This window comes from Mariniphaga anaerophila, from assembly GCF_900129025.1.
Lineage (GTDB): Bacteria > Bacteroidota > Bacteroidia > Bacteroidales > Prolixibacteraceae > Mariniphaga > Mariniphaga anaerophila.
The window spans coordinates 316462-341550 of record NZ_FQUM01000003.1; the positions used below are offsets into that span (position 1 = coordinate 316462).

General features: G+C 42.7%; 21 protein-coding genes and 3 tRNA genes. 8 read left to right on the plus strand and 16 right to left on the minus strand.

All coding sequences use genetic code 11. The annotated features are described in order from the left end of the window. Positions 1–203: 203 nt before the first annotated feature. The 10 genes from BUB08_RS07385 to BUB08_RS07430 all read right to left on the minus strand — a co-directional run bounded on the left by BUB08_RS07385 (position 204) and on the right by BUB08_RS07430 (position 8067). A tRNA-Pro gene (locus BUB08_RS07385) sits at positions 204–278 on the minus strand. Between the two features lie 18 nt (positions 279–296). After that, positions 297–383 (minus strand) — tRNA-Ser (locus BUB08_RS07390). A gap of 224 nt (positions 384–607) precedes the next feature. Then, complete coding sequence (locus BUB08_RS07395) at positions 608–1471, minus strand: universal stress protein (protein WP_073000339.1); 864 nt, start codon at positions 1469–1471, stop codon at positions 608–610. 43 nt (positions 1472–1514) lie between these two features. After that, positions 1515–1709: a hypothetical protein gene (locus BUB08_RS07400; RefSeq protein WP_073000340.1), complete on the minus strand. Its 195-nt coding sequence runs from the start codon at positions 1707–1709 to the stop codon at positions 1515–1517. Between the two features lies 1 nt (position 1710). Further along, positions 1711–2076, minus strand: a complete 366-nt coding sequence (locus BUB08_RS07405; protein ID WP_073000345.1) for a hypothetical protein — start codon at positions 2074–2076, stop codon at positions 1711–1713. 45 nt (positions 2077–2121) lie between these two features. Continuing rightward, positions 2122–2409: a YtxH domain-containing protein gene (locus BUB08_RS07410; protein ID WP_073000347.1), complete on the minus strand. Its 288-nt coding sequence runs from the start codon at positions 2407–2409 to the stop codon at positions 2122–2124. A gap of 266 nt (positions 2410–2675) precedes the next feature. After that, entirely contained in the window at positions 2676–4025 is a 1350-nt protein-coding gene (locus BUB08_RS07415; RefSeq protein WP_073000349.1) for a sigma-54-dependent transcriptional regulator, read from the minus strand. Positions 4026–4068: 43 nt separating this feature from the next. Then, positions 4069–6495, minus strand: a complete 2427-nt coding sequence (locus tag BUB08_RS07420) for an ATP-binding protein (protein WP_073000351.1) — start codon at positions 6493–6495, stop codon at positions 4069–4071. Between the two features lie 408 nt (positions 6496–6903). After that, on the minus strand, positions 6904–7605 hold the full coding sequence (locus BUB08_RS07425) for a peroxiredoxin (RefSeq protein WP_073000353.1): 702 nt from the start codon (positions 7603–7605) through the stop codon (positions 6904–6906). A gap of 21 nt (positions 7606–7626) precedes the next feature. Further along, complete coding sequence (locus BUB08_RS07430; protein WP_073000355.1) at positions 7627–8067, minus strand: Fur family transcriptional regulator; 441 nt, start codon at positions 8065–8067, stop codon at positions 7627–7629. Positions 8068–8462: 395 nt separating this feature from the next. Between BUB08_RS07430 and BUB08_RS07435 the strand changes: the two genes are divergently transcribed. Both BUB08_RS07435 and BUB08_RS07440 read left to right on the plus strand, forming a co-directional pair. Next, entirely contained in the window at positions 8463–9140 is a 678-nt protein-coding gene (locus BUB08_RS07435; protein ID WP_073000357.1) for a 3-keto-disaccharide hydrolase, read from the plus strand. A gap of 3 nt (positions 9141–9143) precedes the next feature. Further along, positions 9144–9911 carry a class I SAM-dependent methyltransferase gene (locus BUB08_RS07440; RefSeq protein ID WP_073000359.1) on the plus strand — a complete coding sequence of 256 codons (768 nt, stop codon included), beginning with the start codon at positions 9144–9146 and terminating at the stop codon, positions 9909–9911. Between the two features lie 4 nt (positions 9912–9915). On the opposite strand, the gene BUB08_RS07445 is transcribed toward BUB08_RS07440, so the two are convergent. Further along, positions 9916–11466 carry an AbgT family transporter gene (locus BUB08_RS07445; RefSeq protein ID WP_073000361.1) on the minus strand — a complete coding sequence of 517 codons (1551 nt, stop codon included), beginning with the start codon at positions 11464–11466 and terminating at the stop codon, positions 9916–9918. A gap of 369 nt (positions 11467–11835) precedes the next feature. Here BUB08_RS07445 and BUB08_RS07450 point away from each other — a divergent pair, with 369 nt between their 5' ends. Next, positions 11836–12996 carry a metallophosphoesterase gene (locus BUB08_RS07450; RefSeq protein WP_073000362.1) on the plus strand — a complete coding sequence of 387 codons (1161 nt, stop codon included), beginning with the start codon at positions 11836–11838 and terminating at the stop codon, positions 12994–12996. A 159-nt stretch (positions 12997–13155) separates the two neighbouring features. On the opposite strand, the gene BUB08_RS07455 is transcribed toward BUB08_RS07450, so the two are convergent. From BUB08_RS07455 to BUB08_RS07465, 3 genes are read right to left on the minus strand one after another with little or no spacing between them, the layout of a single operon-like run. Beyond that, positions 13156–14013 (minus strand): HAD-IIA family hydrolase, encoded by an 858-nt coding sequence (locus BUB08_RS07455; protein WP_217651573.1) that lies wholly within the window; start codon positions 14011–14013, stop codon positions 13156–13158. Positions 14014–14017: 4 nt separating this feature from the next. Further along, positions 14018–15064 (minus strand): hypothetical protein, encoded by a 1047-nt coding sequence (locus tag BUB08_RS07460; RefSeq protein WP_073000364.1) that lies wholly within the window; start codon positions 15062–15064, stop codon positions 14018–14020. A 36-nt stretch (positions 15065–15100) separates the two neighbouring features. Further along, positions 15101–16456, minus strand: coding sequence for a glutamine synthetase family protein (locus BUB08_RS07465; RefSeq protein WP_073000366.1), 1356 nt, complete (start codon positions 16454–16456; stop codon positions 15101–15103). A 216-nt stretch (positions 16457–16672) separates the two neighbouring features. Between BUB08_RS07465 and BUB08_RS07470 the strand changes: the two genes are divergently transcribed. The 4 genes from BUB08_RS07470 (at position 16673) to BUB08_RS07485 (ending at position 22463) form a co-directional block, all read left to right on the plus strand. Next, positions 16673–18862 carry a glutamine synthetase III family protein gene (locus tag BUB08_RS07470; RefSeq protein WP_073000368.1) on the plus strand — a complete coding sequence of 730 codons (2190 nt, stop codon included), beginning with the start codon at positions 16673–16675 and terminating at the stop codon, positions 18860–18862. 151 nt (positions 18863–19013) lie between these two features. Beyond that, a complete protein-coding gene (gene porE / locus BUB08_RS07475; protein ID WP_073000869.1) occupies positions 19014–21008 on the plus strand; it encodes a PorE family type IX secretion system protein in 1995 nt (664 codons plus the stop codon). 373 nt (positions 21009–21381) lie between these two features. Then, entirely contained in the window at positions 21382–21759 is a 378-nt protein-coding gene (locus BUB08_RS07480) for a CidA/LrgA family protein (RefSeq protein WP_073000370.1), read from the plus strand. After that, positions 21756–22463: an LrgB family protein gene (locus BUB08_RS07485; protein WP_073000372.1), complete on the plus strand. Its 708-nt coding sequence runs from the start codon at positions 21756–21758 to the stop codon at positions 22461–22463. Before BUB08_RS07480 ends, BUB08_RS07485 begins: the two co-directional genes overlap by 4 nt. A gap of 158 nt (positions 22464–22621) precedes the next feature. Here BUB08_RS07485 and BUB08_RS07490 read toward each other — a convergent pair. Together BUB08_RS07490 and folB are read right to left on the minus strand one after the other, a co-directional pair. After that, positions 22622–22692, minus strand: a tRNA-Cys gene (locus BUB08_RS07490). A gap of 70 nt (positions 22693–22762) precedes the next feature. Then, positions 22763–23113: a dihydroneopterin aldolase gene (gene folB / locus BUB08_RS07495; protein WP_073000374.1), complete on the minus strand. Its 351-nt coding sequence runs from the start codon at positions 23111–23113 to the stop codon at positions 22763–22765. A gap of 127 nt (positions 23114–23240) precedes the next feature. On the opposite strand from folB, the gene BUB08_RS07500 reads away from it, so the two are divergent. After that, the gene (locus BUB08_RS07500) at positions 23241–24941 is read left to right on the plus strand and encodes a glutamine--tRNA ligase/YqeY domain fusion protein (RefSeq protein WP_073000376.1); all 1701 of its coding nucleotides are present in this window, start codon (positions 23241–23243) and stop codon (positions 24939–24941) included. Positions 24942–25089: the final 148 nt, after the last annotated feature.

Here is a 25089-nt window from a genome sequence, read left to right on the forward strand (position 1 = left end):
TTTTCACAAAATAACTTTTCAAAATAAAATTACAGGACCGTTCATCGCAGTGCCATTTATGTAATAACATTGGCAATAAAGGTGAAGTTTGCGGCTGCTTAGCGTGGCTGAAATTTGCACTGCAAGTGACCGGGAAGTACGGTTTTTATTAGAAGTATTTAAAACGAAAAAAAGCTTGACAACATTGCCAAGCTTTTGTTTTGTCGGGGTAGCAGGATTCGAACCTGCGACCCCCTGCTCCCAAAGCAGGTGCGCTAACCGGACTGCGCTATACCCCGAGTTGTTTTTTTCTAATGCGGTGAGGGGGGGATTCGAACCCCCGGTACGGTTACCCGTACGGCAGTTTAGCAAACTGCTGGTTTCAGCCACTCACCCACCTCACCTGAAATATTTTTTGGAGAAGTTGCCAAACAATTTCCTTCTAAGAAAATACGGCCTCTTCAACTTGTCAGTCTCTTTAAGAACGTCTGTTTTTCGTGCGTGCAAATGTATTAATTGTTTTCTCATTACCAAAATCTTTTTTCGTTCAAAGTGCTTTTTTGCAAAAAAAACGGTCTGTGCTTTTTTGGTGCCAGACCTGTTTCGAAAAAACGATAAATACTAACCTCTAATTTTGGTGATAAATTAATACCGGTTTATGGAAATGCGTTAATACATTTTTTGTTTCGCTGGCCGAAAAGACTTCTTCGAAAAAACCCCGCTTTTCTTTAAGCAGAACCAGCAGATCTGGGTCAATTTCTTTTGAAAGTTCCTCAATTGCAGCAACAATATCCTTCTTTGTTTTCAGGCGAAAAGCAAAATTTCCATTGTCAATCTCCTGCTTTACCAATTCACCAAACCCCAGCCATTTCAGTTTCTCTTCAAAACCAAACTCTTTTTCGTTGTGCAAAACAGTCACCCTGGTGCCGCCAAAATCCTGAAACAGCCCAAGCAAATGCTTTAACAATTCAATATCCTCCCGGTGGAAACTTGTTGCAAACACAACTTCTTTCATTACGGCATGACGCGAATTCTCCGGGATAACAAACACCGGACAACTGGCATGCTCTGCCAAATTCGGATAACCAACCAACCCTCCTGATGCTTCGGAATAACTCTGGTGATTACTGATTAACAAAATTAAATCGGGTGATCGTTCCAACTCATCCTCTGCCACATCAATACGGTTTACTTCTGTAATTTTTAATTCGAAAGGCACTTTCACCACATGTTTCTTCATGTAGTCATTTGCCACGTCACGTATTTTTGTTTCGGCTACTTCGAACTCTTTCTCAGCGTTTTTCTCAACAGCAACCAAAGCCGGATCTGCCGGCCCGGCGACTCCCGCCATAAAAGACTGCCGCATCCAGTTGAAGTCAAAAACATAAACAATTTTCAAACTTCTTTTCGACCGGCAACTAAACGAGAAGGCGTATGCAATCAGGTCTTCAATATTTCTATACGAATCGAGCAGCAATAAATTTGTTTTCATTTTAACATAGCCTTATTTTCAATTCTACAGGTTTCGGAATATCTCATTTCTGCTTTTTGCTAAAAAACTGAAATACCAGGTGCGAGCCGAATTGAAACAACGTATCGCGCAATCTATCCGTCAGGTTTTCAACAACATCTGCAACGGAACCCGTTATTTCCTTTTCGTGTAATTTTTTCTGATATTCCAGCTTCTGTTTCATCAACTGCAGCTCACCCATGCTTTTTAGTGCTTTCATTCTAACGTTGTTTTTCTTCGTTCTCTTCAAACAATATTTTCGAAAAATTTCGTAAAACCGATTTGGTTATTACCTGCTCCCTGGTCAGAACAAAAACCAAAGCCAGCACTATGAGCGCCCCCCCGGCAATGAGCAACCCTTCCACATAACTGCCGTACGTATGGCCGTACCAAACAACAAAAGCAGTGGCGCCAAAACCAATAATCAGCATCGAAAACATCAGGAGAACCAGAAAAGTAAAGAAGTAGGCAGTAAACTTCGTGGTTTTTTCCAGAAAACGGAGTTTCACCAAATCGATTTTCACCTGTACATAATTCTTTACCGAATCATTTAATTCATCCAGATTCTTTGTCAAATCTTTGCTCATTATCTGATGATTAATAAGTTAATACATTGTTAAAAGAGAGCGGCATCAGACCGTTTCGGCTGAAGTTTTTTCTTTCACCTTATCTTTTACTTTTGTTTCGGCCTCCTTTGCTTTTTCCCGCATTTCATTAACCACTTCGTTAACCTGCTCTTTCAGATGATCAACCTTCTCGCTCAACGTCTCGGTAATATCTTTCGAAACATTTTTAACTTTTTTAGAAATCTCTTTACGGGTTTTTGCCCCTTTTTCGGGGGCGAATAACACACCGGCCAAAGCCCCGGCTGCGGCTCCTGCAATAAATCCCAACAATGCGTTTCTTGTTCCTTTATTCATGACATTCTATTTTAATTGTTAATAATTATGTTTGCTATGATTAAAAGAAAGAGAAAAGCGTTCCACTTTTCAACTTCGAAACCGAAACAGAAAACATCTACTAATTTTCAGGCAGATACAAATCTAATCCAGAAAAAGACGAATAATTTTTATGCGGATTTTTTTCTACAACGTGTGGATTGAAGCCGGATGCTTTCCACAAACGGAAACTGGTTTTGCACGCGCCAATGAAACGAAACTCTGAAGGACAAAACTCTGTGTGCCGACTAAATATCAATCCCGTATTGCTTTATTTTATTGTAAAGGGTTTTTCTGTCAATCTGCAGATTTCTTGCGGCTTTCGATTTATTATATCCGGCCTCTTCAATTGCCCTTATTATTAGTTCCTTTTCGGCTCCGGATGCTGCATTTTTCAAACTCACAAAAGCCTTTGTCCCCCTGTGTTCAGAATCACGAGCAACAGTTTTTTCCGGGAACTGAACAATCTCTTCGGGAAGTGTTTCTGCGGAAAGCACGGCCTCCGAACAAAGCAGAACCGCTCGTTTAATTACATTTTTCAACTCCCTGATATTGCCTGGCCATTCGTACCGAATCAATATTTCATTCACTTCATCTGAAAAACCTTTTACATCTGCATTCAGCTCCTGATTGGCCATTTTTCTAAAATGATTGGCAAAAAACAGGATGTCTTCCGGCCGCTGACGTAAAGGCGGCAACACTATTTTAAATTCGTTGATTCGATGCAACAAATCTTCTCTAAAATGGCCGTCCGCAACCTCGCGAACCAGATTCTCGTTAGTTGCCGTAATTACGCGCACGTCAACTTTTTGTGGTTTATTTTCACCAATTCGGGTAATTGTTCTTTCCTGTAGCGACCGAAGAAGTTGAATCTGCACTTCGTAACTCAGGTTCCCAATTTCATCGAGAAAAAGCGTGCCGCCGTTTGCCTGCTGAAAAACGCCGGTTTTGTTTTCCAGCGCTCCCGTAAACGAACCTTTCACGTGCCCAAACAACTCGCTACCTGCCAGCTCTTTGGGAATAGCGCCACAATCTACAGCTACAAATGGTTTATTATTTCTATTACTTTTGTCGTGAATAAACCGCGCCACATATTCTTTACCGGTTCCGGTTTCACCTTCAATGAGCACCGACATATTTGTTGGCGCTACTTTGGATGCATACTTTACGGATTGTTTAAATGCCGGGGTCTCTCCCATCAGAAAATCACCGGGAGATTCAAAATCCTTCGTTTTCCGGCTCTGCGTTGACAATTTTTGGGCAAGACTCACGATTTCTTCCTGCTGCAAAGGCTTGGTCATGTAATCGCGCGCGCCGTGTTTCATCAGTTTAACAGCCATTCGAACATCGGCATACGCAGTAATAATTACCACGGGGCTCTGAATATTCATCCGTTTTACTTCGTGCAAAATCTCCAGCCCATCCTTATCGGGCAGTCTGAAATCGCACAAAACAAGATCGTAACGGCGTTCTTTCAACAACTTAATCCCGGCATTCCCGCTGAATGCCACATCAGCTTGAAATCCCTTATTCACAAGTTGTTTCTGAATAGTTTTGCAAATAAAAGTATCGTCGTCGATAATTAAAATTCCTGCCATAAACTGATGCTGTTTTAACAAAGCTAAGTAAAACTTTAGACAATCATTTTCCTTCTCCCGGAATTTTGGCATTCTCTGCCAACCGAATCACGTTGTCAATTTCTTTTGATGCACTAAGTGCAATGCCGGCAACCTGGTCAAAACTTTTTTCATGAAGTGTCAGCTTTTCCAGTTGCACGAGCTTGTTTACCAATTTTACCAGTCCGAAGTACCGAAAAGAGGGAATTGACTTGTGCGCTTTTTTCCCGATTTCTTTCCAGCTTTTATTTTTGGCAGCCAATCTGAATGTGGCGGATGTATCTTTCGCGCCATCAATAAAAGTATCAATCATCTGATTAAAAAAGGCCAGGTCGCCTCCTGCTGTTTTCATTAAAAGCGAAGTCTCAAAAACAACTGTTTCATCTGCTTTTCGGCCGGGAGACTCAGAAATTGTGCGCTTTTCCAACCCCGGATATTCAATATTCAAAAGATTACAAATTTTGTTGTACAGTCCTTCTTCGCTGAAAGGCTTCAGAATGTAACCGTCAAAACCGATTTTCATATATTTCCGAATATCGTTTTCCATGATATTGGCAGTAACGGCCAAAATTCTGGTTTGCCTGTTAGGATTTTTGGCATCTTCCCGCACCCGTTGCACCACCTCAACTCCCGATAAACCCGGCATTTGAATATCGAGCAAAACAATATCAAATTTCTTATCACTCAACAACTCCAGCGCCTCTTTTCCGTCGCCGGCCAGTTCAAACGAAACATTCCAGTCTTTCAGTATTGATTCGCCCAGCAAAATATTGTGCTCGTCGTCATCTGCATATAAAACGCGTTTCCCTTTCAACAAATCAAAATCACCCCTGTAATCTTTCTCTTTCTGAATACCGTCTGCTGCGTCGGTTTTTTCAAAAGGAATGACAACCGAAAATTTGGAACCGCTGCCGGGGGTACTCTCAACATGAATTTTCCCGTTAAGCAAATCAACCAGTTTCTGCACGATGGTCAGCCCCAGCCCTGCTCCTTTTCGTTTCTTTTCGTTTCCCAACTGCGAAAATTCGCCAAAAATCTTATCCAATTCTTCCTTTTCAATTCCAATCCCGGTGTCCTCTACTTCAAACCGAAGATTAATCTTTTTTGACTTGTCTTTTTCAACGGAAACATCAATAACAACCCGGCCTTCGTCGGTAAATTTAATGGCATTGCCGGTCAGATTCATCAAAATTTGCTTAACACGAAAAGGGTCTCCAACCAGAACTTCGGGCACAGTCTTACCGATGGAATATTTAAAATCGAGCAGATTTTCGTTGGCACGAAACAGCAGCGATTCGTGCACATTCTTTACTAAATCGTAAATATTAAACGGAACCTCTTCGATATAAACACGGCTCATTTCCAGCTTAAAAAGGAACAGCACGTCGTTTACCAGTGCGAGCAGGTGCTCCGATGACTGCTGAATTAAATAACTGAATTTTTTCTGTTTGGGCGACAAATCTGTTTTATTCAGCAATCCGGTGAAACCAATTATGGCATTCAGCGGCGTTCTGATTTCGTGGCTCATACTGGCCAGAAAAACCGATTTGGCTCTGTCGGCTTCCTCCGCGTGTTGCTTTGCCTGAACAAGCTTCTTTTCAATCTCCTTTTCTTTAGTGATGTCCTGAAGAATAAGCGCTCCTCCAACCACCTGCTTGTCAACGCCCTGAACAGGTGTTGCGCTAACGTAGTAAATTCGTGCTTTTATTTGCACCTCGCCCTCAGAAATTTCCCCGTTGAGTGCGTCAGTATAAAAAGGCAGGAGGCGTTTCTGTGTTTTTTTGTTAAATACCTCAAACAGCGTTTTCCCGGTAAAATCGGCATTGGAAAGCCCCAGATATTCTTTTTCGCGACCGCCTGCCAACACATGTCTGAATTGATTATCAAAAAGATAAACATCCACCCCGGGAAGGTTTTCGAGCAAAATATCGCGGTAGTCTTCGAGCTCGGAAGGTGTTTGCAGATAGAATGTCATTCCTGCCGCGACAACGTTGGTATTTGCGCCAAAAGAAATTTTTTCGAGCAGGAAATGCACCGGCAGCAACAACCCGTTTTTCGAAATAATATCAGAATAAAACGACTGTGGTTCTCCGGTTTCGAGCAACAAATCTGTTTTTCGCACCAGTTCTTCAAATTCGGCAGGATTAAAAAATGATTTAACACCGGGCAGCTCATCCGGATTCCGGGTTCCAATAATATTCTCGTAAGAACCCACAAACCTTATTACCTGAAACTGCCGGTTGAAATAGAATGCCGCATCCTGTTTCAACCCTTTGTTTACCACGTCCGAAAGGCCTCCCTTTTCTGTAAGCCGGGCCGTTTTTATGCGGTGGCTCAACATCTCAAGCGAACGATCGAGTTCAATCATTCTGTCCATTTCGATGTTACTTCCCTTCAGATCCGAAATGAGTTTGCTAATCTGATCCAGTTGCCTGTTTAAGTATTCGTTCATAATGGCACGTTGTATTCAAAAACTCGTGTATCCTCTGCGTGATATATTGCTTTCCGAACCCCCATTCGACAAATCGAAATACCAGGGGAAGTGTCCTGTTCGGAATCAATTCATCAGCCATTTTCAAATCTAATCTTTTTTCCGACCAATTAACAGAAAACCTGCAACTAAGCTCGATTTTTCTCTTCTTTTTAGTGAATAAAAATCTACAAAACAGGCTCCTTCCATACCACATTCCGGGAGTAATGATTTTGACAAATTTGGACTCAGAAATTCACCATCAAAAAAACTATTGCAACGCTGAACTGATCTACATTTTGGCATTCCGGCCAATGTTGCCCAAAAGGCAAAAAAAATACCGGGGAGTGCCCGGTATTCATCTTACGATTTAAAAGCTAGTGGTTTTTTCTAGCTCAAAATTTCATCCAAAGTAATGTAGTCGCCTACTCTTCCTGTCATTTTTTCCATATCGGTATTTACCGGAAGCGTTTTCTTTCCGGGCCTCCAGCCGGCAGGACAAACCTCGCCTGTTTTGCTAGCATGCTGCCATGCTTTAACCTGGCGCAGAAATTCTTTAACGTTTCTGCCAACAGAATCTGCCTGAACTTCCTGGGCAACACAAACTCCATCAGGGTTAAAAAGGAAACGACCCCTCAATGCAACACCTTCTTCTTCAACCAAAATTCCAAATGCACGGCTTACTTCCATTGTGGTATCAGCACCTATTGTCAATTTAAGTCCCTTCAAAATAGGTTCTGTTTCTACAAATCTTTTATGCGAAAATTTTGAATCCACAGAAACGGCCAAAATATCTACCCCCAGTTCCTGAAATTCGTCGTAATGAGCATTCATTGCGGCTATTTCGGTTGGACACACAAAAGTAAAATCGGCAGGATAGAAACAAACTACTGTCCATTTATCTTTATAGTCTTTGCTGGATACTGTTTTAAAATGCCCTGTTTTTGCATCAAAAGCGCCCATTTCGAATTCAGGCATTTCCTGTCTTACCATTGTTGTACTCATTGTTTTTTCCTCCTGTTTAAAATTTTCTACTAAAATTTCTTTGTTCTGTTTTTTCTTTAGCGGCTTTACACCATTTGCGCATGCCATAATTGTTGATTTTTATGTTTATTAATTATGTTCCTGATTTTTATGAATAATAAAATTGCCATTGATACTTAGTTTCACATCTTCAATCACAAAATTTTCAATCTCATTCTCCACAAAAAAATCTTTCAAAAGCTTATCTAATTTCTCATTTTTATAGTCCTCAATATAATCGCACTGAATGCAATACAGATGATGGTGATTTTCAAGAATGCCATCATAACGCATTATATCTCTTTCCGTTTTTACTTTCTTAATCAGCTTATTCTCCACCAGAGTTTCCAAAACTTTATACACAGTTCCCGAACCAACATTGGGATCGTTTTTTCGGATGTAAGCAATAATATTATCTGCCGTAGGATGATTATTCAACTTGTAAATTGCCTCCATAACCCTCATCCTCTGTGGCGTAACTTTCAGCCCTTTTCCTGAAATCAAATCCCTTATTTCGATACTGCTTTTCATATCAATAAACTCTAAACAAGAATTATTCTCATTTAAACACAATTCAATACTAAATGTTTATTCGATGCTGAATAAAATTTTCATTTACCAGAAACCAGCTCAATATCCACTATGAATCAACAACATAAACAGCACTCATTTTTCAGAGCAATTTAAGAACCGGCATTACTTCGAAAACGGATATAGAAATATTGTCACGCAATTGTGTCACGCATTCACCAAAGAGTAATGTTTTGTCACTATAAACCGACTACCACCTCGGTTTTTAATTTTGACTCAGTTTGAACACTGGTCAAAAAGTGCAGAAAAAAGGAGCATCAAAAAGCGTAATCCGTTGTAATTTTTGAAAAGAAGGCCTAACTTGCCTGCATACAAAATTCCAAATAACGAGTACCATGGCCGCAACGTTGTTAAAAAATCCAAGACACTTTTTTGTAATTGCTCTCGCTCTGACTTTAATTTTGGAAGGATGTACTTCCCGCCCGCAGAAACAGCAGAGCCAGGCGGCACAAACTAAAAATGCAGAACCTGGGTGGATTTCTCTTTTTGATGGAAAAACGCTCGACGGATGGGAAGTTACCCAGTTTGGAACGCAAGGCCCGGTGCAGGTTTCCGAAGGAAGTATTGTTTTGGGAATGGGCGACGGCTGTTCGGGAATCACATGGCAGGACAGTTTCCCCAGAATGAATTACGAAGTAAAACTGGAAGCAAAGAAAGTAACGGGCAACGACTTTTTCTGCGGAATGACTTTTCCGGTGGGCGATTCCTTTTGCTCTTTTATTGCCGGTGGCTGGGGCGGCCCGGTTGTGGGATTAAGTTGTATCGACGGGCTTGATGCTTCAGAAAACGAAACCCGAACACTCAAAAAATTCGACCACAACACCTGGTATAACATTCACCTGAAAGTTTCGCAAACAAAAATTGAAGTGTTGATCGATGACGAACAACTGGTCGATTTTAGTTACAAAGGCAGGAAACTCTCCATCCGCCCGGAGGTGGATTTATCCAGGCCATTTGGCATTTGCTCGTGGACAACCACAGCTTCGCTGCGCAATATTTACCTAAAGCAATAAAAGATGGAAAAGCAAAAATGGTACGAATCGCTGTTTGAAAACTATGCAAAAAAATACGACCAGGAAAATTTTACGCAAGGCACAACTGGTGAATGTGATTTTCTGGAGCAAGAGTTTGAGTTCAATAAATCACTAAAAATACTGGATGTGGGCTGCGGAACAGGACGGCATTCCATTGAACTCACAAAACGGGGCTATTCTGTTACCGGCATTGATTTATCCGAATCGCAGCTTGCCCGCGCCAAAGAAAAAGCCGCGCAACAGGGATTTTCCATCGACTTTCAACAGCAGGATGCACGCAACCTTCCTTTTAAAAATGAATTTGACGTAGCAATTATGCTTTGTGAAGGCGGCTTTCCGCTTATGGAAACCGATGAAATGAATTTTGAAATTCTGAAAAATGTATCTCACTCGTTAAAAAGCAGTTGCAAATTTATTTTCACCACGCTAAACGGGCTGTTTCCACTGTATCATTCGGTGGAGGAATTTTGCAGTTCAAACTCGGAAGAAGGAAATGCGACATACCGAAGCAACACTTTCAATTTAATGACTTTCCGCGACCACAACAATACTGAATTTGAGGACGACGCCGGCAACAAAAAGACGCTGGATTGCAACGAAAGGTATTATGTTCCCAGCGAAATTACCTGGTTATTGAAATCTCTCAACTTCAAAAAAATTGATATTTACGGGGCAAAACTTGGCGCTTTTTCCCGCAACGATGCTTTAACTACCGAAGATTACGAAATGCTGGTAATTGCAAAAAAATAAACTTTTACTGAAAAATCCCCTCTCCCACTCCAATGGGCAAATCGAGCCAGAACCATACAAACAGCAGTACAACCCACATGATAAAAAGCACCACGGCATAAGGGACAAGCAACGAAAGAATAGTGCCAATGCCCACGTTCTTGTCGTATTTTCGTACCCAACCAATAAGAAGCGGAAAGTAAACATACAACGGACTGATTGAATTGGTAATGGAATCGCCAACTCGGTACATCAGCTGTATAAACGCGGCACTGTACCCCAATTGCGAAAGCATGGGAATGAAAATGGGTGCAAAAATGGCCCATTTGGCAGAACCGCTTCCAATAAAAATATTCAGAAAAGCCACCAAAGTCATGTACAACGTAAACATTAACGGCCCGGTTAACCCGGTTGATTGCAGAAATTCGGCCCCGTTAATTGCCAGAATTGTGTCCAGCCGGCTCCAGCTAAACAAATTAATAAATTGCGCCACAACCAGCATCAGTACAATGTATCCCGACAAATCTTTCATCCCCTGCTCCATGAATTGCAACAGGTCGTCGGGCTTTTTAATGCTGCCGGTTATTTTCCCGTAAACATATCCCGGAAGAGCAAAAAAGAAGAAGAGAATGGGCACCAATCCGCGTAAAAACGGAGAAGGAACAATTCCTCCGGTTTCCTGATTACGCAACGGCCCGTTAGCCGGCACAACCAGCAGAGCGATTATTGCCACGTAAACCAAAGTAACCAATCCGGCATAGCGCAAACCTTTCTTTTCGGTTGCGGTAAGTTTTGGCGCTTCGCTGTACGACTCCACAGAAACATCTCCCCAGGCAAATGCTCTGGTGCGTGGTATCGTAAAACGGGAAGCCACAAATGCTCCGCCCACTCCTAATAACAGAGTTGAAATAATCATGAAATACCAGTTGGCAGTTGCACTCACTTCAATGGAAGGATCTATTTGCTGCACCACTTCAGTGCTAATTCCGGCCAAAAGAACGTCGGTGCCCGCAATAAAAAAATTTGCGGTAAAACCGGCAGTTGCTCCGGCGTAACCTGCAATTAGTCCGGCAATGGGGTGCAATCCCATTTGCGAAAAAATGAGCGCTGCAATGGGCGGAACAATCACCACACCAGCATCGGAACCAATATTTCCACATGCCCCTATTATAAAAATAACCGGTAGAACAATTTTTCGCGGAACAGCAAAAGCCATGGTGCGCAAAATAATGGTTAGCAGCCCGCTACGTTCGGCTACAGAAACGCCCATTAACATAACGAGCACCAGGCCAAAGGGCGCAAAATGGGCAAAATTGGTTACCATCTCCTGCAAAAAACGCCGCAGCCCCCATCCCGAAATCAGGTTTTGCGGGGTGACTACCTCGCCGGTACCCGGATCAATCGCACTTATTCCGGCAAATGCTGCAATTGCGCTTAAAACAATTATTAGCCCGATTATCCACACAAACAACCAAAACGGATGAGGCAGTTTGTTACCAAGCATTTCTATCCACCTGAGTACACCTGTACTTTTTGATTGCAATTCGCTCCCTGATTTTTCACGTTGTCCGGCCATAAAACGATATTTTACAGTTTTTCAATGTTTTAATCAAACGGCCGGCAAAATGGGAAAATATTTTAAAACCATAAAAAACAGCAGCAAAAAATCCGAAAATATTTTCATGTTTTGATTTGTAAATCTGACAAATGACAAAGCAACTGCCATTTCTAAAACTTTCAATTCAAAAATTCGAAACAGAACATTTGCATTCTAAAAAGTACATTTTATGCCGAGAAAAAAATTGCGGCTCCCGGGGAAAGCTTCCACAAAACGCTTTCAGCACAAAAATGCGATGCAGAGTTGTTTCATTTCAAAAACCCGGTCGTATACCGAAAAAATAAACTTTTGTTGTAATTTCCGGTTTATTTATCAAACAAATTTTAAATGAACGAAAGAAGAAATTTTATGCTGTTTTTTGTCATCGTATTTTTCATCAACCTTTTGGTTAACTTCTATATTTTTTCGAGAACAAGCACCATTTTTACGTCGGGAAATGCAAGCTGGTGGATTTTTACAATACTTTTCTGGGTGATTGCTTTTGCCTATTTTATCGGACGTTTTGCCGAGCGTTCCGGTGCAATGGCAATTGCCGAACCCTTTATAAAAATCGGCTCCTGGTGGTTAGGTGCAATGGTGTACCTCACCCTGCTTTTTCTTTTGGCAGACCTGCTCCGTGGGATAAACGGTCTTTTCAATATAAGTGAGTTTTTCCGGTTCAGCTGGGCCGGAGAGAAAGGCAAAACAGCTGCTTTTATTGTTTACCTTCTTTCTTCTGTTATTCTGATTGGCGGTTACATTAACGCAAAAACTCCGACCATAAAAAAGGTTTCTTTTCAAATAAACAAAGCAATCCCCGATGGCAAACTGAAAGTTGTTCTGGCTTCGGACATTCACCTTGGGATGATGATTTCCAACGGACGGCTTGAGCGACTGGTTCGACTGATTAACAACCAAAATGCAGACGTGGTGCTGCTCGCCGGTGATGTTTTTGATGAAGACCTTGGTCCGGTAATTCAAAACAACATGGGCGACCTGCTGAAAAACTTCAACACAAAATACGGTGTTTTTGCTGTTTTGGGAAACCACGAGTTTTACGGAAATGCAGTTGCTGCCCAAACGTATCTGGAGAATCACAACATTACCGTGCTCAGGGATAGCGTTGCATTTTTGCCCAACGGAATTGCCATTGCCGGGCGCGAAGACATTACCGCAAAAAAAATGTACGGGAAACCCCGAAAAACACTGAACGAATTGCTTGCCAGCGCCGATGCAAAAAAGCCGTTTTTGTTACTCGACCACCAGCCTTACAAACTTGCAGAAGTTGCTGAACACAATGTTGATTTGCAGGTTTCGGGGCACACGCACAACGGACAGATGTGGCCGTTCAATTACATCATCAGCTCCCTGTTTGAAATAGGCAAAGGATACGGAAAAATTAACGACACCCATTTTTACGTTTCTTCCGGCTATGGTACATGGGGGCCACCCATCCGAACCAACAGCCGGTCTGAAATTGTGGTATTGGAAATCTCCGGAACAAACTAGCGCATCGGTTTTTTCAATAGTTTTACGGGCAGTAACGAAATCAATTTTGACATCTGTGTGCATGGCTCAATTTTCAAACCGGACTCCATTTTTCCGGGTGCCACATTTTTTTAATTCAAAGAAACAAACCAAGCCCTGCAAAAACCGGGAACTGTCTTTTCAGGATTCAATAACTGCCGATTCGCAAACATAAGTAGGAATAATTCCCGAGCTTTTTATGCGGACAGCCGCCATTTCGGGCAGGGTATTTCCCGAAAGCACGAGCGCAGTATCCATTCCGAACTTGTTTCCGCCGATGATGTCGGTAAAAAGCGTGTCGCCCACCATCAGTATTTCATTCCTTTTTATATCGATATCCTGGAGAGCACGCTCGTAAGCGAGTGCAAACATTTGCGCATCGGGCTTGCCAAAGCGAATGAATTTTTTACCCAATATTTTCTCCACAAGATCTGCCAAACCCCCAATGGCAACTGAAATATCGTTTTTGTTGATGGGATAATTTTTATCGGTATTTGCAACCACCACGTTCATGTTTTTTTTGCGTAGCAGATTAATGGTTTTGTTGATATCCACATTCCAGTCGAAGCCCTCATCGTCTAGAAAAGCGAATGATTCGATGTGATCCAGATTATCCAGATCGATGTCGCAAATAGATACGGTTTTCAACCCGGCCGTTTCAAGATAATGCGCCGAAGCCCTGGTTCCGAGGTATCCCACAGCATTTCCGTCGTGCAATTTTGTCTGAAAAAATTCCATGGCCAGCATTCCCGACGATAAAATTTTATCGGTGGTGATACACTCCAGTCCGTGCCCCACGTACCAACGGGAAAGTTCTTCCGGGCTTCTCGACGAATCGTTGGTTAGCACATAATACAAAATTCCCTTTCGCTCAAGGTACTCAAAAGTGCTTTTAATATTGGGAATCAGTCCCCGATGACTTTTCAGCACGCCAAAAGCATCAAAAAAAACTACTTTATAATTTCTAACAACATTTCTAAAACTTTTAACTCGCAACATCCGATTACATTTTTAATGTCTTCATTATTTTCTCTACACGATAATTGGCGTCCATGGCCGGGAAATAAGTATCGTAAGCCTCTTTTATGAGCTTATTGGAATAGTAAGTTCTAAAAAAATAGGGTCCGTCTTTTATCACATAATTCAGGATAAAAAAGCGGTATGTTTCTTTTATCAGAAGAACTTCCGCCTCTGTAAGCGGGAAAATCCGGTGGTATTCTTTCAGGAACATCATAAAACGATCTTCCATGAGTGTATCCACCAGGTAGCTAAAAACAGTGCGGTCGCCAACATCGGATACAACCCGGCTGAAAAAGTAAAAATCCATTACCCTCGATGACATTCTAAACCAGTCGTAGTCCCATCGCGAATAAAATTTACCGTCGCCGGTTACCGAAAAATTACCGATGTTCCAATCCACAAAAACCGGAATTACCTCCACCTCTTTAGTGGCGTTAATCCGGTCTGTATTTTCCAGAAAACAGTCGGCTTGCCGAAGAATTGTTTCCCGGTGCTTATCGCACATTTTTATTTCGTTCTTATTGATAGAGCGCCTCAGCCGCTGAATATCTACAACAACATTTTTTGAAGATAGCGGAAGCTGATTCGACACATTGGTACACGCTTTATGAAAACGCGCCAACTCGCGGCCAAGCTTCCGAATTTGCTTTTCGTTCAGGCGGCGTGGCATTTTTTCACGTATCAATATGGGGTTATAAAAAACAAGCCAGGCACTTCGGTCGGGTTCATGATAGCGGTAAATAAACAGCTCGTTTCGTTTTACCAGCGACTGCGCCAGAAACATCTGGTACGGGTATTCCAGATTATTGGCCAGATTATTTATAATGATGTGGTCTTCCCTGAAATCTTCGAACTGCCCGTATTCCGACAGCTTGGCAAAAACAGGTTCGCGTTCGTAAAAAGAAATTTTGTAAACATGATTTGTAGAGACTTTTGCACTTACATCAAAAACCCTTTTTATTTCGTGCCTGTCGCCATCAAATTCCTTCCAGGCCAGCTTTATAATCTGCACATAGTCCAGTCTTTCCATCTTTCGGTTTCAGTTTTTTTTGTGCTCCAAAATAAACTAAATAATTTCAAAATACCTTTTCAACTCCCATTTTGGATCACCGGAATCTGCCTGACGGCACTCCCACCGGCGGGTAGCAGTAAAATGTTTTACGAAGGCGTCACCAAACAGCTCGTTTGCAATTTCCGATTTTGCCATTTTCTCGGTTGCTTCTTCGAGGCTCGTGGGTAACACACCTTTTGATTTGTCGGTGTACCCATTTCCCAAAGTTGCCTCACCGGGCAGCAGGCGTTTCTTAATTCCGTACAATCCCGAAGCCAGAGCAGCCGCCATTACAAGGTAAGCGTTGGTATCTGCACCGGGCACACGGGTTTCAATTCTGGCGGAACGCGGCGTTCCGGGAATTGCACGAATAGATGCAGTGCGGTTATCAACGCCCCAGGTTAACGTAGACGGCGCCCAATCGCCACCGCTCAAACGCCGGTAGCTGTTCGGATTGGGAGCAAACATGGGAAGAATTTCGGGCAGACATTTAAGCTGGCCGGCAATGTAGTGTTTCATTAGCCCACTCATTTTATCCGAATCTGCATCAGAATAAAAAAGGTTATTCGTCTGCTCCAGGTTCCACAAACTCTGATGTATATGCCCGCCACTGCCCGGCAGTTCAGGGTTCCATTTTGCCATAAAAGTTGAAACAAAATTGTGCCGGTACGATATTTCTTTAACCGCAGTTTTAAAAAGAATGGCTTTGTCGGCGGCATGTAGCACTTCGTCGTAAATTGCTGTGGCCTCCAAAACTCCGGGGCCGGTTTCTGTGTGCAGCCCCTCCAGCGGAACACCAAATTTCCCCATCAGCGAAAAAAGGTCATTAAAATAATCGCTGTTTAACGATGTGCGGAGGATGGAATAACCAAACATTCCGGGAGTAGCCGGCACCAGGTTTTCAAAGTTCCCGGCAGCTATTTCGTTGGGGGTTCCCAAAAAATTAAACCATTCGAACTCCTGCGAAAACAGCGGTTTAAAACCCATTTCGTGGCAGTTCCGGGCAACCCTTTTCAGCAAACTTCTGGAGCAAACCGCTTCTTCGTATTTTGCGTCGTCGGCAAAATCTCCCAGAAAAAACGGGGTGTTGTTTTCCCACGGAATTTCCCTGAAGGTTGCCAAATCGATGCTGGCTTTGGCATCGGGATAACCGGTATGCCAACCTGTTATTTCAGAGTTATCGTAACACTTATCGTTACAATCCCACCCGAAAATCACATCGCAAAAGCCGATGCCGTTTTTTACGGCATCCGAAAATTTTTCTTTATGAATATATTTTCCGCGCAAAATGCCATCGATATCCGAAAATGCAATTTTTACTTTTTTCGTTTCCAGGCTTTGAACTCTATCCAGAATCTCTGATTTATTCATCCAAGTAGTTTTATAAACGTATTGTCCCTCAAAGTAATTGAACCGGGTACAAATTTAACACATGTTTTTCTGATCTGGATTTTCCGCGAAAAAACAATGGTTTGTTTTTAAATATAATGTCATCATTTTTAATAATAGAACAGCGCAACCTCAGAAAGAAGAGGGATAAATACTATTTTTGGACAAAACATAAAAACGTATTTGAACTTCAACAATATGGGACAATTCAGATTTGAAGCGCTGAAAGAGGTTTTAAACCGAAAACCGGTTGAAACAGAAAGGGAAGACGCCTTTATTTCGGATTACTTCGGGAAACTTGTTTTCGATAAATACAAGATGCAGAAGTATTTGTCGAAAGAAGCATATAGCGCAGTTACAGAAGCAATTGCAAACGGCACAACAATAGACCGTAAAATGGCCGACCAGGTGGCACAGGGAATAAAATCCTGGGCGATGGAAAACGGGGCAACACATTATACTCACTGGTTTCAGCCGCTTACCGACTCAACCGCAGAAAAGCATGACGCTTTTATAGAGCACAACGGCTCGGGAGGAGTAATAGAAGCTTTTTCGGGAAAGTTGCTTGCACAGCAGGAACCCGACGCGTCTTCTTTTCCCAGCGGAGGAATCAGGCAAACCTTTGAAGCACGGGGTTACACGGCGTGGGACCCATCCTCTCCGGCTTTTATCAGCGAATCAACGCTTACCATTCCAACCATTTTTGTTGCATTAACCGGCGAAGCACTGGATTACAAAACCCCGCTGTTGCGCACCTTGCAATCGGTAAACAAAGCAGCAACCGGCGTGTGCCAGCTGTTCGATAAAAAAGTAACATCGGTACAGGTGAACCTCGGGTGGGAACAGGAGTTTTTCCTGATTGACGAAGCGTTTTTCATGTCTCGTCCCGACCTGACCTTAACCGGAAGAACCCTAATGGGGCATGCTTCTCCAAAAGATCAGCAACTGGGCGACCACTATTTTTCGTCGATTCCTACCCGTGCCAACTATTTTATGCAGGATGTGGAAAACGAGGCGTACAAACTTGGAATCCCCATAAAAACACGCCATAACGAAGTAGCTCCCAACCAGTTCGAATTTGCAGCGCTGTACGAAGAAGCCAATCTGGCAAACGACCACAACCAGCTGCTGATGGACATCATGCAAAAAATTTCGAAGAAGCATAAATTCAGGGTACTTTTTCACGAAAAACCCTTTTCAGGAATAAACGGTTCTGGAAAACACAACAACTGGTCGATGCTGACTGACACCGGAGTGAATGTTTACAAACCGGGCAAAAACCCAAAATCGAACCTGCAATTTTTAACATTTGTGGTAAACACATTGCAGGCTGTTTACGACGGGCAGGATTTGCTGCGTGCCAGCATTATTACTGCTTCTAATGCATTGCGACTGGGCGCAAGCGAAGCTCCGCCTTCTATTCTATCGGTATTTTTAGGCTCGGAAGTTTCCAAAATGCTCGACCTGATGGAAAAATCGGTTGTTGATCGCAAAATGACTCCGGACGAAAAAACAGCCCTCAAATTAAATATCGGCCGCATTCCAGAAATTATTCTCGACAATACCGACCGTAACAGAACCTCTCCATTTGCCTTTACCGGAAACCGTTTTGAATTCAGGGCAGTGGGTTCTTCAGCAAACTGCGCATCGGCACTAATCGTTCTGAACACATTAGTGGCCAACCAGCTAAATAAATTCAAGGCTGAAGTAGACAAACTGGTTGAAAAAGGAACAAAAAAGGACGAAGCCATATTTCAGGTACTTAAAAGCCTTATCATCAAATCGAAACCCATTCGGTTTAACGGCGACGGGTATAGCGATGAGTGGGTAAAAGAGGCAGCAAAAAGGGGACTTACCAATATAGGCAGTGTGCCGGGCGCTCTTTCGGTTTACAGCCGTCCAGAAATCATAAAAATGTTCGAAAAGCTGGGAGTGCTCAACAAATCAGAACTTCATGGAAGGGTTGAAGTGGAGTATGAAAAATTCATTCTGAAAGTTCAGATTGAAGCGCGCGTGCTTGGCGATTTGGCAATTAACCACATTGTTCCGACTGCCGTAGAATACCAATCGAGACTGCTTGACAATGTAAAAAAACTTAAAGAAGTTTTTTCTGACGAAGAATTTGCAGAGCTGGCAGGATCAAGGTTAGACCTCATAAAAGATGTTGGCAGACACATTTCATTTATTAAAGCAAAAGGTAAAGAGCTGATTGAGGCCAGGAAGAAAGCCAATGTAATTGAAGATGCCATTGAACGAGCCAGGGCTTACGACGAAACAATCAGGCCTTACCTGGAAGAAATTCGTTACCATATCGACAAACTGGAATTAATTGTTGATAATGAAATATGGCCACTTGCGAAATACCGCGAGCTATTATTTATCAGATAATTAAAAAGAAACTACTCTCTTTAAAACAGGGGCTCTGAATAATTGCAGGGCCTCTTTTTTTTCATTCTATACTTTAAATGCCATAAACCCGTTATTTTTACAGTCGATAAAAAAAATAATATACTTTTACTTTCCGAAAGCAACAATGGGAATGAACAAATACGTCAGGTTAATCATTTTTTCAATCATTACAGTTGTTCTGGCATCATGTGGCGCCAGCAAATTGGGGCGCGACGCGTTGCTCTCGCACCAGATAGGCGAATATTACAAAGCCATTGAAAAGTACCACAAAGCAAGCCGAAAAGAAAAAGACAGAACAAAGCGCAGAGAATATGCATACGCCATTGCCGAATGTTACCACTACATTGGCGATTACGAAAGGGCTGCCTTGTATTATCAGAATGCTATTCGGAGAGGATACGAAGACCCTGAGGCGCTTTTCAACCTGGCCGAAATGTTTCGTTTTACACAGAAATACGAAGAAGCGATTGAAACCTACCGGGCATTTCTCGACTCTGTTCCGGGCGACGACAGGGCACGGACAAGCCTCGAAGCAATCAGACAAACCCAGGAATGGGTTGCCAATCCCACACGGCATATTATTAATCCGATAAAAGAAATAAACTCCCGGGAAAGCGACTATTCCCCGGTATTTGTAGGTGGCCGCGATAACGAAATAATTTTCACGTCGTCGCGTCAGGCCGCTACCGGGAAAAAGAAAAGTATGATTACCGGACAGGACTACACCGACCTGTTTCGGGCAACGTTCAGTGTTCAGCGTCAGAAATGGGAACAGCCGCAGTTGCTGGACGAAAACCTGATTATTAATTCAGGCGACGAAGACGGTGCTGCAACCCTCTCGTCAACAGGAGAGCAAATGATTTTTACACGCAGCCGTTACGACAAAACCAAATCGCTGGGGACAGAGTTGTACACCACATCGCAATCGCGCGGTTCGTGGTCTGAGCCCATAAAACTGCAAGTGGTTGGCGACAGCCTGGTGGCAGCACATCCGTCGCTTAGCATTGATGGCTCAGTGCTTTATTTTGTTTCGGACATGCCGGGCGGAATGGGCGGAAAAGACATTTGGAAAGCCGAAAAAAGCGGAGGTTCGTTTGTCAACCCCGAAAATTTGGGAGCGCCAATAAACACTCCCGGCGACGAAATGTTCCCGTTTATTCGCGACAACGGCGAACTCTATTTCTCGTCCAACTACCACCTCGGAATGGGCGGCCTCGATATATTCAGAGCTGTAAAAGATGAAGAAGGAAACTGGGTTGTCGAAAACATGGGATATCCGATGAATTCGCCATCCGACGATTTTGGGATTGCATTTGTGGAAGGCCAGAACAAAGGCATGTTCACTTCAAACAGAAAAGGTTCCCGCGGCGATGACCTGTATGATTTTATGGTCCCACCCAAAATTTTCAGAGTCGAAGGCGAGGTTTTCAACAAAGAAAACAGAACCCGGATTGATGGCGCAAATGTAAGAATTATAGGCACCGACGGAACCAGCCTCCGCCTGCGCACGCAAAACGGGAAATTTCAGATGACTTTAAAACCCGAAACAGAATACATTTTTGCTGCGTTTAAAGATGGGTTCCTGCGCGATAAAGCTTCTGCAAACACCATCGGACTTGAAGAGAGTAAAGACTTCAGGTTTGAACTTTTCCTGACGCCAACCGACGCGCCGGTGAACCTGGAAAATATTAATTACGAATTTGGTAGCTGGGAACTGCTGCCCGAATCAAAAACATCGCTCGACACGCTGGTGGCCACGCTTATGCTGAACCCGACAATTACCATAGAAATTATGTCGCACACCGACCATGTTGGCAGCGACCAGTTCAACTTTGAACTTTCGCAAAAACGTGCACAAAGCGTGGTAGATTACCTCATTGAAAAAGGCATCAGTTCGCAACGACTTGTGGCAAAAGGCTACGGCGAAACCTGGCCCAAAACGGTAACACGCAGCCTGGCCCGGCAGTACGATTTTCTGAAACGAGGAGATGAACTTACCGAAGAATTTATTTTGAAATTGCCGGAAGAGCAACAGGAAATTGCCCGCGCCATTAACCGGCGTACAGAGTTTAGAGTGCTTTCTACCGATTTTATCGAACGCTTTGATGCAGAACCGGAACGGTAGAAATCCCTTCTACAAGAACTGCTGCAGCCAAAGGGAAATGAGCATTAACAAAAAGGAGAAAGGTTGGAAAACTCTGTTTCCATCAAAACACAAGGCTACAGAAACCTGATATACATTACTTTGTGTAGTAATCGTCAGTTAATTAAAAAATACAGAAAGTATCATTTGGGGCGCCGACGAACGCTCCTCTTCATCCCAATTTCCAGTACGTTAAATTAGTCTAACCTGCCGACAAATTCGCTAAAACGCTATAAAACAAAATTTTAAAAAAGAGCATATTATTATTACCGGAGAACATTGTTTGCGACAAGCTTTTTGAATGCCGGTCGGCCACAATTTTGATACTTTTGCGCCGTCTTATTAAAAATAAGGAATGATACGACAATGTGCTATTATTTTTGGATGTTTGGCTATTGGGGAGTTAATAGTTCATTTCACGTCCATAAACCTACCTTCGAGCATAATTGGAATGCTGCTACTTACACTGCTACTAAAATTAGAATGGATAAAACTGGAATGGATAAAAGGAATCGCTGATTTTCTGGTAAACGCACTGCCTTTCTTTTTTGTTCCCGCCGGAGTGGCTGTTATGCTGTATTACGACTTAATTTTTGCTTCGTTCTGGGAAATTCTGGTTGCATCGTTCGGGAGCACCATCATTGTTCTGGTTGTAACAGGATGGACACACCAACACTTAAGAGTAAGAACCAAAAAGAATCGTTCAAAAAGAGAAAAACTGATTGCAAGATGAACTGGATATTTCAAAACGAACTGGTTATTATTGCTTTTACGGCAATCATATACTTTGGAGCTCAAAAACTTCAGAAGAAGACAGGCATTGTAGTACTCAATCCTATTTTGATCACAATTGCCATTATCATTCCATTTCTAATAGTATTTCATATCGATTACGAAGTTTATAATAAAGGCGGAAAATACATCGAATTCTTTCTTAAACCGGCAGTGGTTGCCCTTGGCGTACCACTTTATCAACAATTGGAAAAAATAAAAAAGCAGGCACTACACATCATTATTTCTCAGTTGATTGGCTGTTTAGTCGGTATTGTTTCGGTTGTATTGATTGCCAAAATGATGGGAGCATCCAAAGAAATAATATTTTCACTTGCGCCAAAATCGGTTACCACGCCCATTGCCATTGAAGTATCGAAAACAATCGGCGGCATTGCGCCTCTTACCGCTTCGGTTGTTATTGTGGTAGGAATTTTTGGAGCCATTTTCGGCTATGGCATAATGAAACTGACTAAAGTAAAAAACCCCATTGCACAAAGCCTTTCGATGGGGAATGCAGCCCATGCAGTTGGTACTTCCAAATCGATGGAAATTAGTCCGAATTTTGGAGCAATGTCAAGCATTGGGCTCATTATAAACGGAATATTTACAGCTATTCTCTCTCCTTACATTTTAAAATTGATGGGACACTGGATTACTTTCTAAAAGTAGCAGGAGCTGTATCAAGCACGCATCGGCAAAAAATACGGTTAAAGCGTGCTTTTCTTCTAAACAAGAAAAAGTTCCGGCAGACATATTAACCTATGCCCGAAATAGAAAAGCCTCCGTAAAATTAATTTACAAAGGCTTTCAAAAATGTATTGAGGTCCCTGGCGGATTCGAACCGCCGTACACGGTTTTGCAGACCGTTGCCTAGCCACTCGGCCAAGGAACCTTGTTTTGTTTTTGGGTTTGCAAATGTAGGAAAAAATGTATTGATCCCACAAACTCTAATGAAACAATTTTCATCTAAAAAGCGTAACACTAGCTTTTTCTATTTGCCCTCCCATGGGCGGATTGAGTTTTGAGACCTTAATTCGGGCTTTTTCAATAGACGGAAACTGAATATAAAGGGCATCAAGAATGCGACCGGCAACATGTTCAAGCAAGTGCGACTTCACCTGCATCTCCCTTTTTACCAGGTCGTAAACAGCCTGGTAATTCAACGCATCTTCCAGATTGTCGGAATCAGCAGCCGCAGAACAATCCGCTTCGAGCGACACATCTACCAAAAACTCGTTGCCAACAATGCGCTCGGCCTCGAAATGACCGTGGTAAGCGTAAAAGCGCATTCCTTCAATTTCAACAATTCCCATTTACTTTTTTGAGCGAAATTAAAAATAACTGTCAAAAGCAAAGAAATTACCGGGTCGTTAATCGTTCTGAGAAACCTTTTTTTAATTTTGCAAACATTGAAAACCAGCGGATAAAAAATTAAGCACCATGATAGACAACTCCGAGAACAAAGAACCGGTAAAAAAATCAAACTTCATTCATTCGCAAATTGAGAAAGATTTGCAGGAAGGGAAAAACGACGGACGCGTACACACCCGGTTTCCCCCAGAACCAAACGGGTATCTGCACATCGGGCATGCAAAATCAATATGTCTGAACTTTGGCATTGCCGAAAAATTTGGCGGGAAATGCAATTTGAGGTTTGACGACACCAACCCGTCAAAAGAAGAGATGGAATACGTTGAATCGATTCAAAAGGACGTTCGGTGGCTGGGATTTGACTGGGAAGACAGAATGTTTTATGCTTCCAACTATTTTGAAAAGCTGCATGAATTTGCCATCAAATTGATTAATGAGGGCAAAGCTTACGTGGACGATCAGGACGCAGAAACCATCAGTAAACAAAAAGGTACGCCTACCCGTCCCGGACAGGAAAGCCCTTTCCGAAATCGTACAGTGGAAGAAAATCTCGACCTCTTTCGGCGAATGACTCTTGGCGAATTTGATGAAGGCTCGCGGGTACTGCGTGCAAAAATAGACCTGGCATCGCCAAACATGCACATGCGTGACCCGATTATTTACCGTATAATGAAAGCCCACCATCACAGAACCGGCGACAAATGGTGTGTTTACCCAATGTATGACTTTGCACACGGCCAGTGTGATTACTGGGAAGGAATTACACACTCCATCTGCACCCTTGAGTTTGAAGTGCACCGGCCGCTTTACGACTGGTTCATTGATCAGTTGAAAGACTCGGATTACCGCCCGCGACAAATCGAATTTGCCCGCCTCAACCTTACATACACCATCATGAGCAAAAGAAAATTGCTGGAGTTGGTTAAAGAAAATTATGTAAACGGATGGGACGATCCCCGCATGCCCACTATTTCAGGGCTTCGCCGCCGTGGCTATACTCCGGAATCCATTCGCAACTTTTCGGAACGCATTGGAGTTACCAAAGTTGACGGAATGATTGATGTATCGTTGCTGGAATACAGCGTTCGCGAACATTTAAACAAAACAGCACAACGGGTAATGGGCGTGTTAAATCCGCTGAAGGTTGTAATTACCAATTATCCCGAAAATCAGGAAGAAGAACTGGATGCAATTAATAACCCGGAAGACGAAAGCATGGGAACCCGGAAAGTTCCGTTTTCAAAAGAGCTTTACATCGAACGGGACGATTTTATGGAAGAGCCGCCAAGAAAATTCTTCAGGCTGGCACCGGGCCGCGAAGTGAGGCTGCGTTACGCCTATTTTGTTACCTGTACCGACGTTGTAAAAGATGAAAATGGCGAAATTACAGAACTGCATTGCACTTACGATCCGGCATCCAAAGGCGGCAACTCGCCCGACGGACGAAAAGTGAAAGCCACGCTGCATTGGGTTTCTGCAAAACATGCAGTAAAATCTGAAGTTCGGCTTTACGACAGGCTTTTCAACGACGAAGATCCTTCAGGACACAAAGACGTTGATTTTAAAGAATTCCTGAATCCGGATTCATTAAAAATTTTACCGGATTGCTACGTCGAACCGTTTGTGAAAGCGTCTAAACCGCTGGATCATTTTCAGTTTGAACGACTGGGATATTTTAGCCTCGACTACGATTCCAAAACCGAAAAACCGGTATTCAACCGCACTGTTCCATTGCGCGATTCGTGGGCAAAAGCGCAGCAGAATAAATAAAAATACAACTCAAAAAGAAAAGCTGTTCATCCGTTTAAAATGAACAGCTTTTTTTATAATATATAAAACCATTCACCGATTCATTCCCCATGTTAACCGAATGTTAAACACCAAGCCCGGGGTTATTATTATATTTGCTCTCATCAAT

Coding starts and splice junctions, on each gene's coding strand:
- BUB08_RS07395 (WP_073000339.1), bottom strand. CDS start 1,471: ATGAAAACAAATTTATTGCTGCTCGATTCGTATAGAAATATTGAAGAC.
- BUB08_RS07480 (WP_073000370.1), top strand. CDS start 21,382: ATGATACGACAATGTGCTATTATTTTTGGATGTTTGGCTATTGGGGAG.
- BUB08_RS07465 (WP_073000366.1), bottom strand. CDS start 16,456: ATGAATAAATCAGAGATTCTGGATAGAGTTCAAAGCCTGGAAACGAAA.
- BUB08_RS07425 (WP_073000353.1), bottom strand. CDS start 7,605: ATGGCATGCGCAAATGGTGTAAAGCCGCTAAAGAAAAAACAGAACAAA.
- BUB08_RS07485 (WP_073000372.1), top strand. CDS start 21,756: ATGAACTGGATATTTCAAAACGAACTGGTTATTATTGCTTTTACGGCA.
- BUB08_RS07420 (WP_073000351.1), bottom strand. CDS start 6,495: ATGAACGAATACTTAAACAGGCAACTGGATCAGATTAGCAAACTCATT.
- BUB08_RS07440 (WP_073000359.1), top strand. CDS start 9,144: ATGGAAAAGCAAAAATGGTACGAATCGCTGTTTGAAAACTATGCAAAA.
- folB (WP_073000374.1), bottom strand. CDS start 23,113: ATGGGAATTGTTGAAATTGAAGGAATGCGCTTTTACGCTTACCACGGT.
- BUB08_RS07460 (WP_073000364.1), bottom strand. CDS start 15,064: ATGGAAAGACTGGACTATGTGCAGATTATAAAGCTGGCCTGGAAGGAA.
- BUB08_RS07450 (WP_073000362.1), top strand. CDS start 11,836: ATGAACGAAAGAAGAAATTTTATGCTGTTTTTTGTCATCGTATTTTTC.
- BUB08_RS07500 (WP_073000376.1), top strand. CDS start 23,241: ATGATAGACAACTCCGAGAACAAAGAACCGGTAAAAAAATCAAACTTC.
- BUB08_RS07445 (WP_073000361.1), bottom strand. CDS start 11,466: ATGGCCGGACAACGTGAAAAATCAGGGAGCGAATTGCAATCAAAAAGT.
- BUB08_RS07410 (WP_073000347.1), bottom strand. CDS start 2,409: ATGAATAAAGGAACAAGAAACGCATTGTTGGGATTTATTGCAGGAGCC.
- porE (WP_073000869.1), top strand. CDS start 19,014: ATGAACAAATACGTCAGGTTAATCATTTTTTCAATCATTACAGTTGTT.
- BUB08_RS07470 (WP_073000368.1), top strand. CDS start 16,673: ATGGGACAATTCAGATTTGAAGCGCTGAAAGAGGTTTTAAACCGAAAA.
- BUB08_RS07455 (WP_217651573.1), bottom strand. CDS start 14,013: ATGTTGCGAGTTAAAAGTTTTAGAAATGTTGTTAGAAATTATAAAGTA.
- BUB08_RS07435 (WP_073000357.1), top strand. CDS start 8,463: ATGGCCGCAACGTTGTTAAAAAATCCAAGACACTTTTTTGTAATTGCT.
- BUB08_RS07430 (WP_073000355.1), bottom strand. CDS start 8,067: ATGAAAAGCAGTATCGAAATAAGGGATTTGATTTCAGGAAAAGGGCTG.
- BUB08_RS07415 (WP_073000349.1), bottom strand. CDS start 4,025: ATGGCAGGAATTTTAATTATCGACGACGATACTTTTATTTGCAAAACT.
- BUB08_RS07400 (WP_073000340.1), bottom strand. CDS start 1,709: ATGAAAGCACTAAAAAGCATGGGTGAGCTGCAGTTGATGAAACAGAAG.
- BUB08_RS07405 (WP_073000345.1), bottom strand. CDS start 2,076: ATGAGCAAAGATTTGACAAAGAATCTGGATGAATTAAATGATTCGGTA.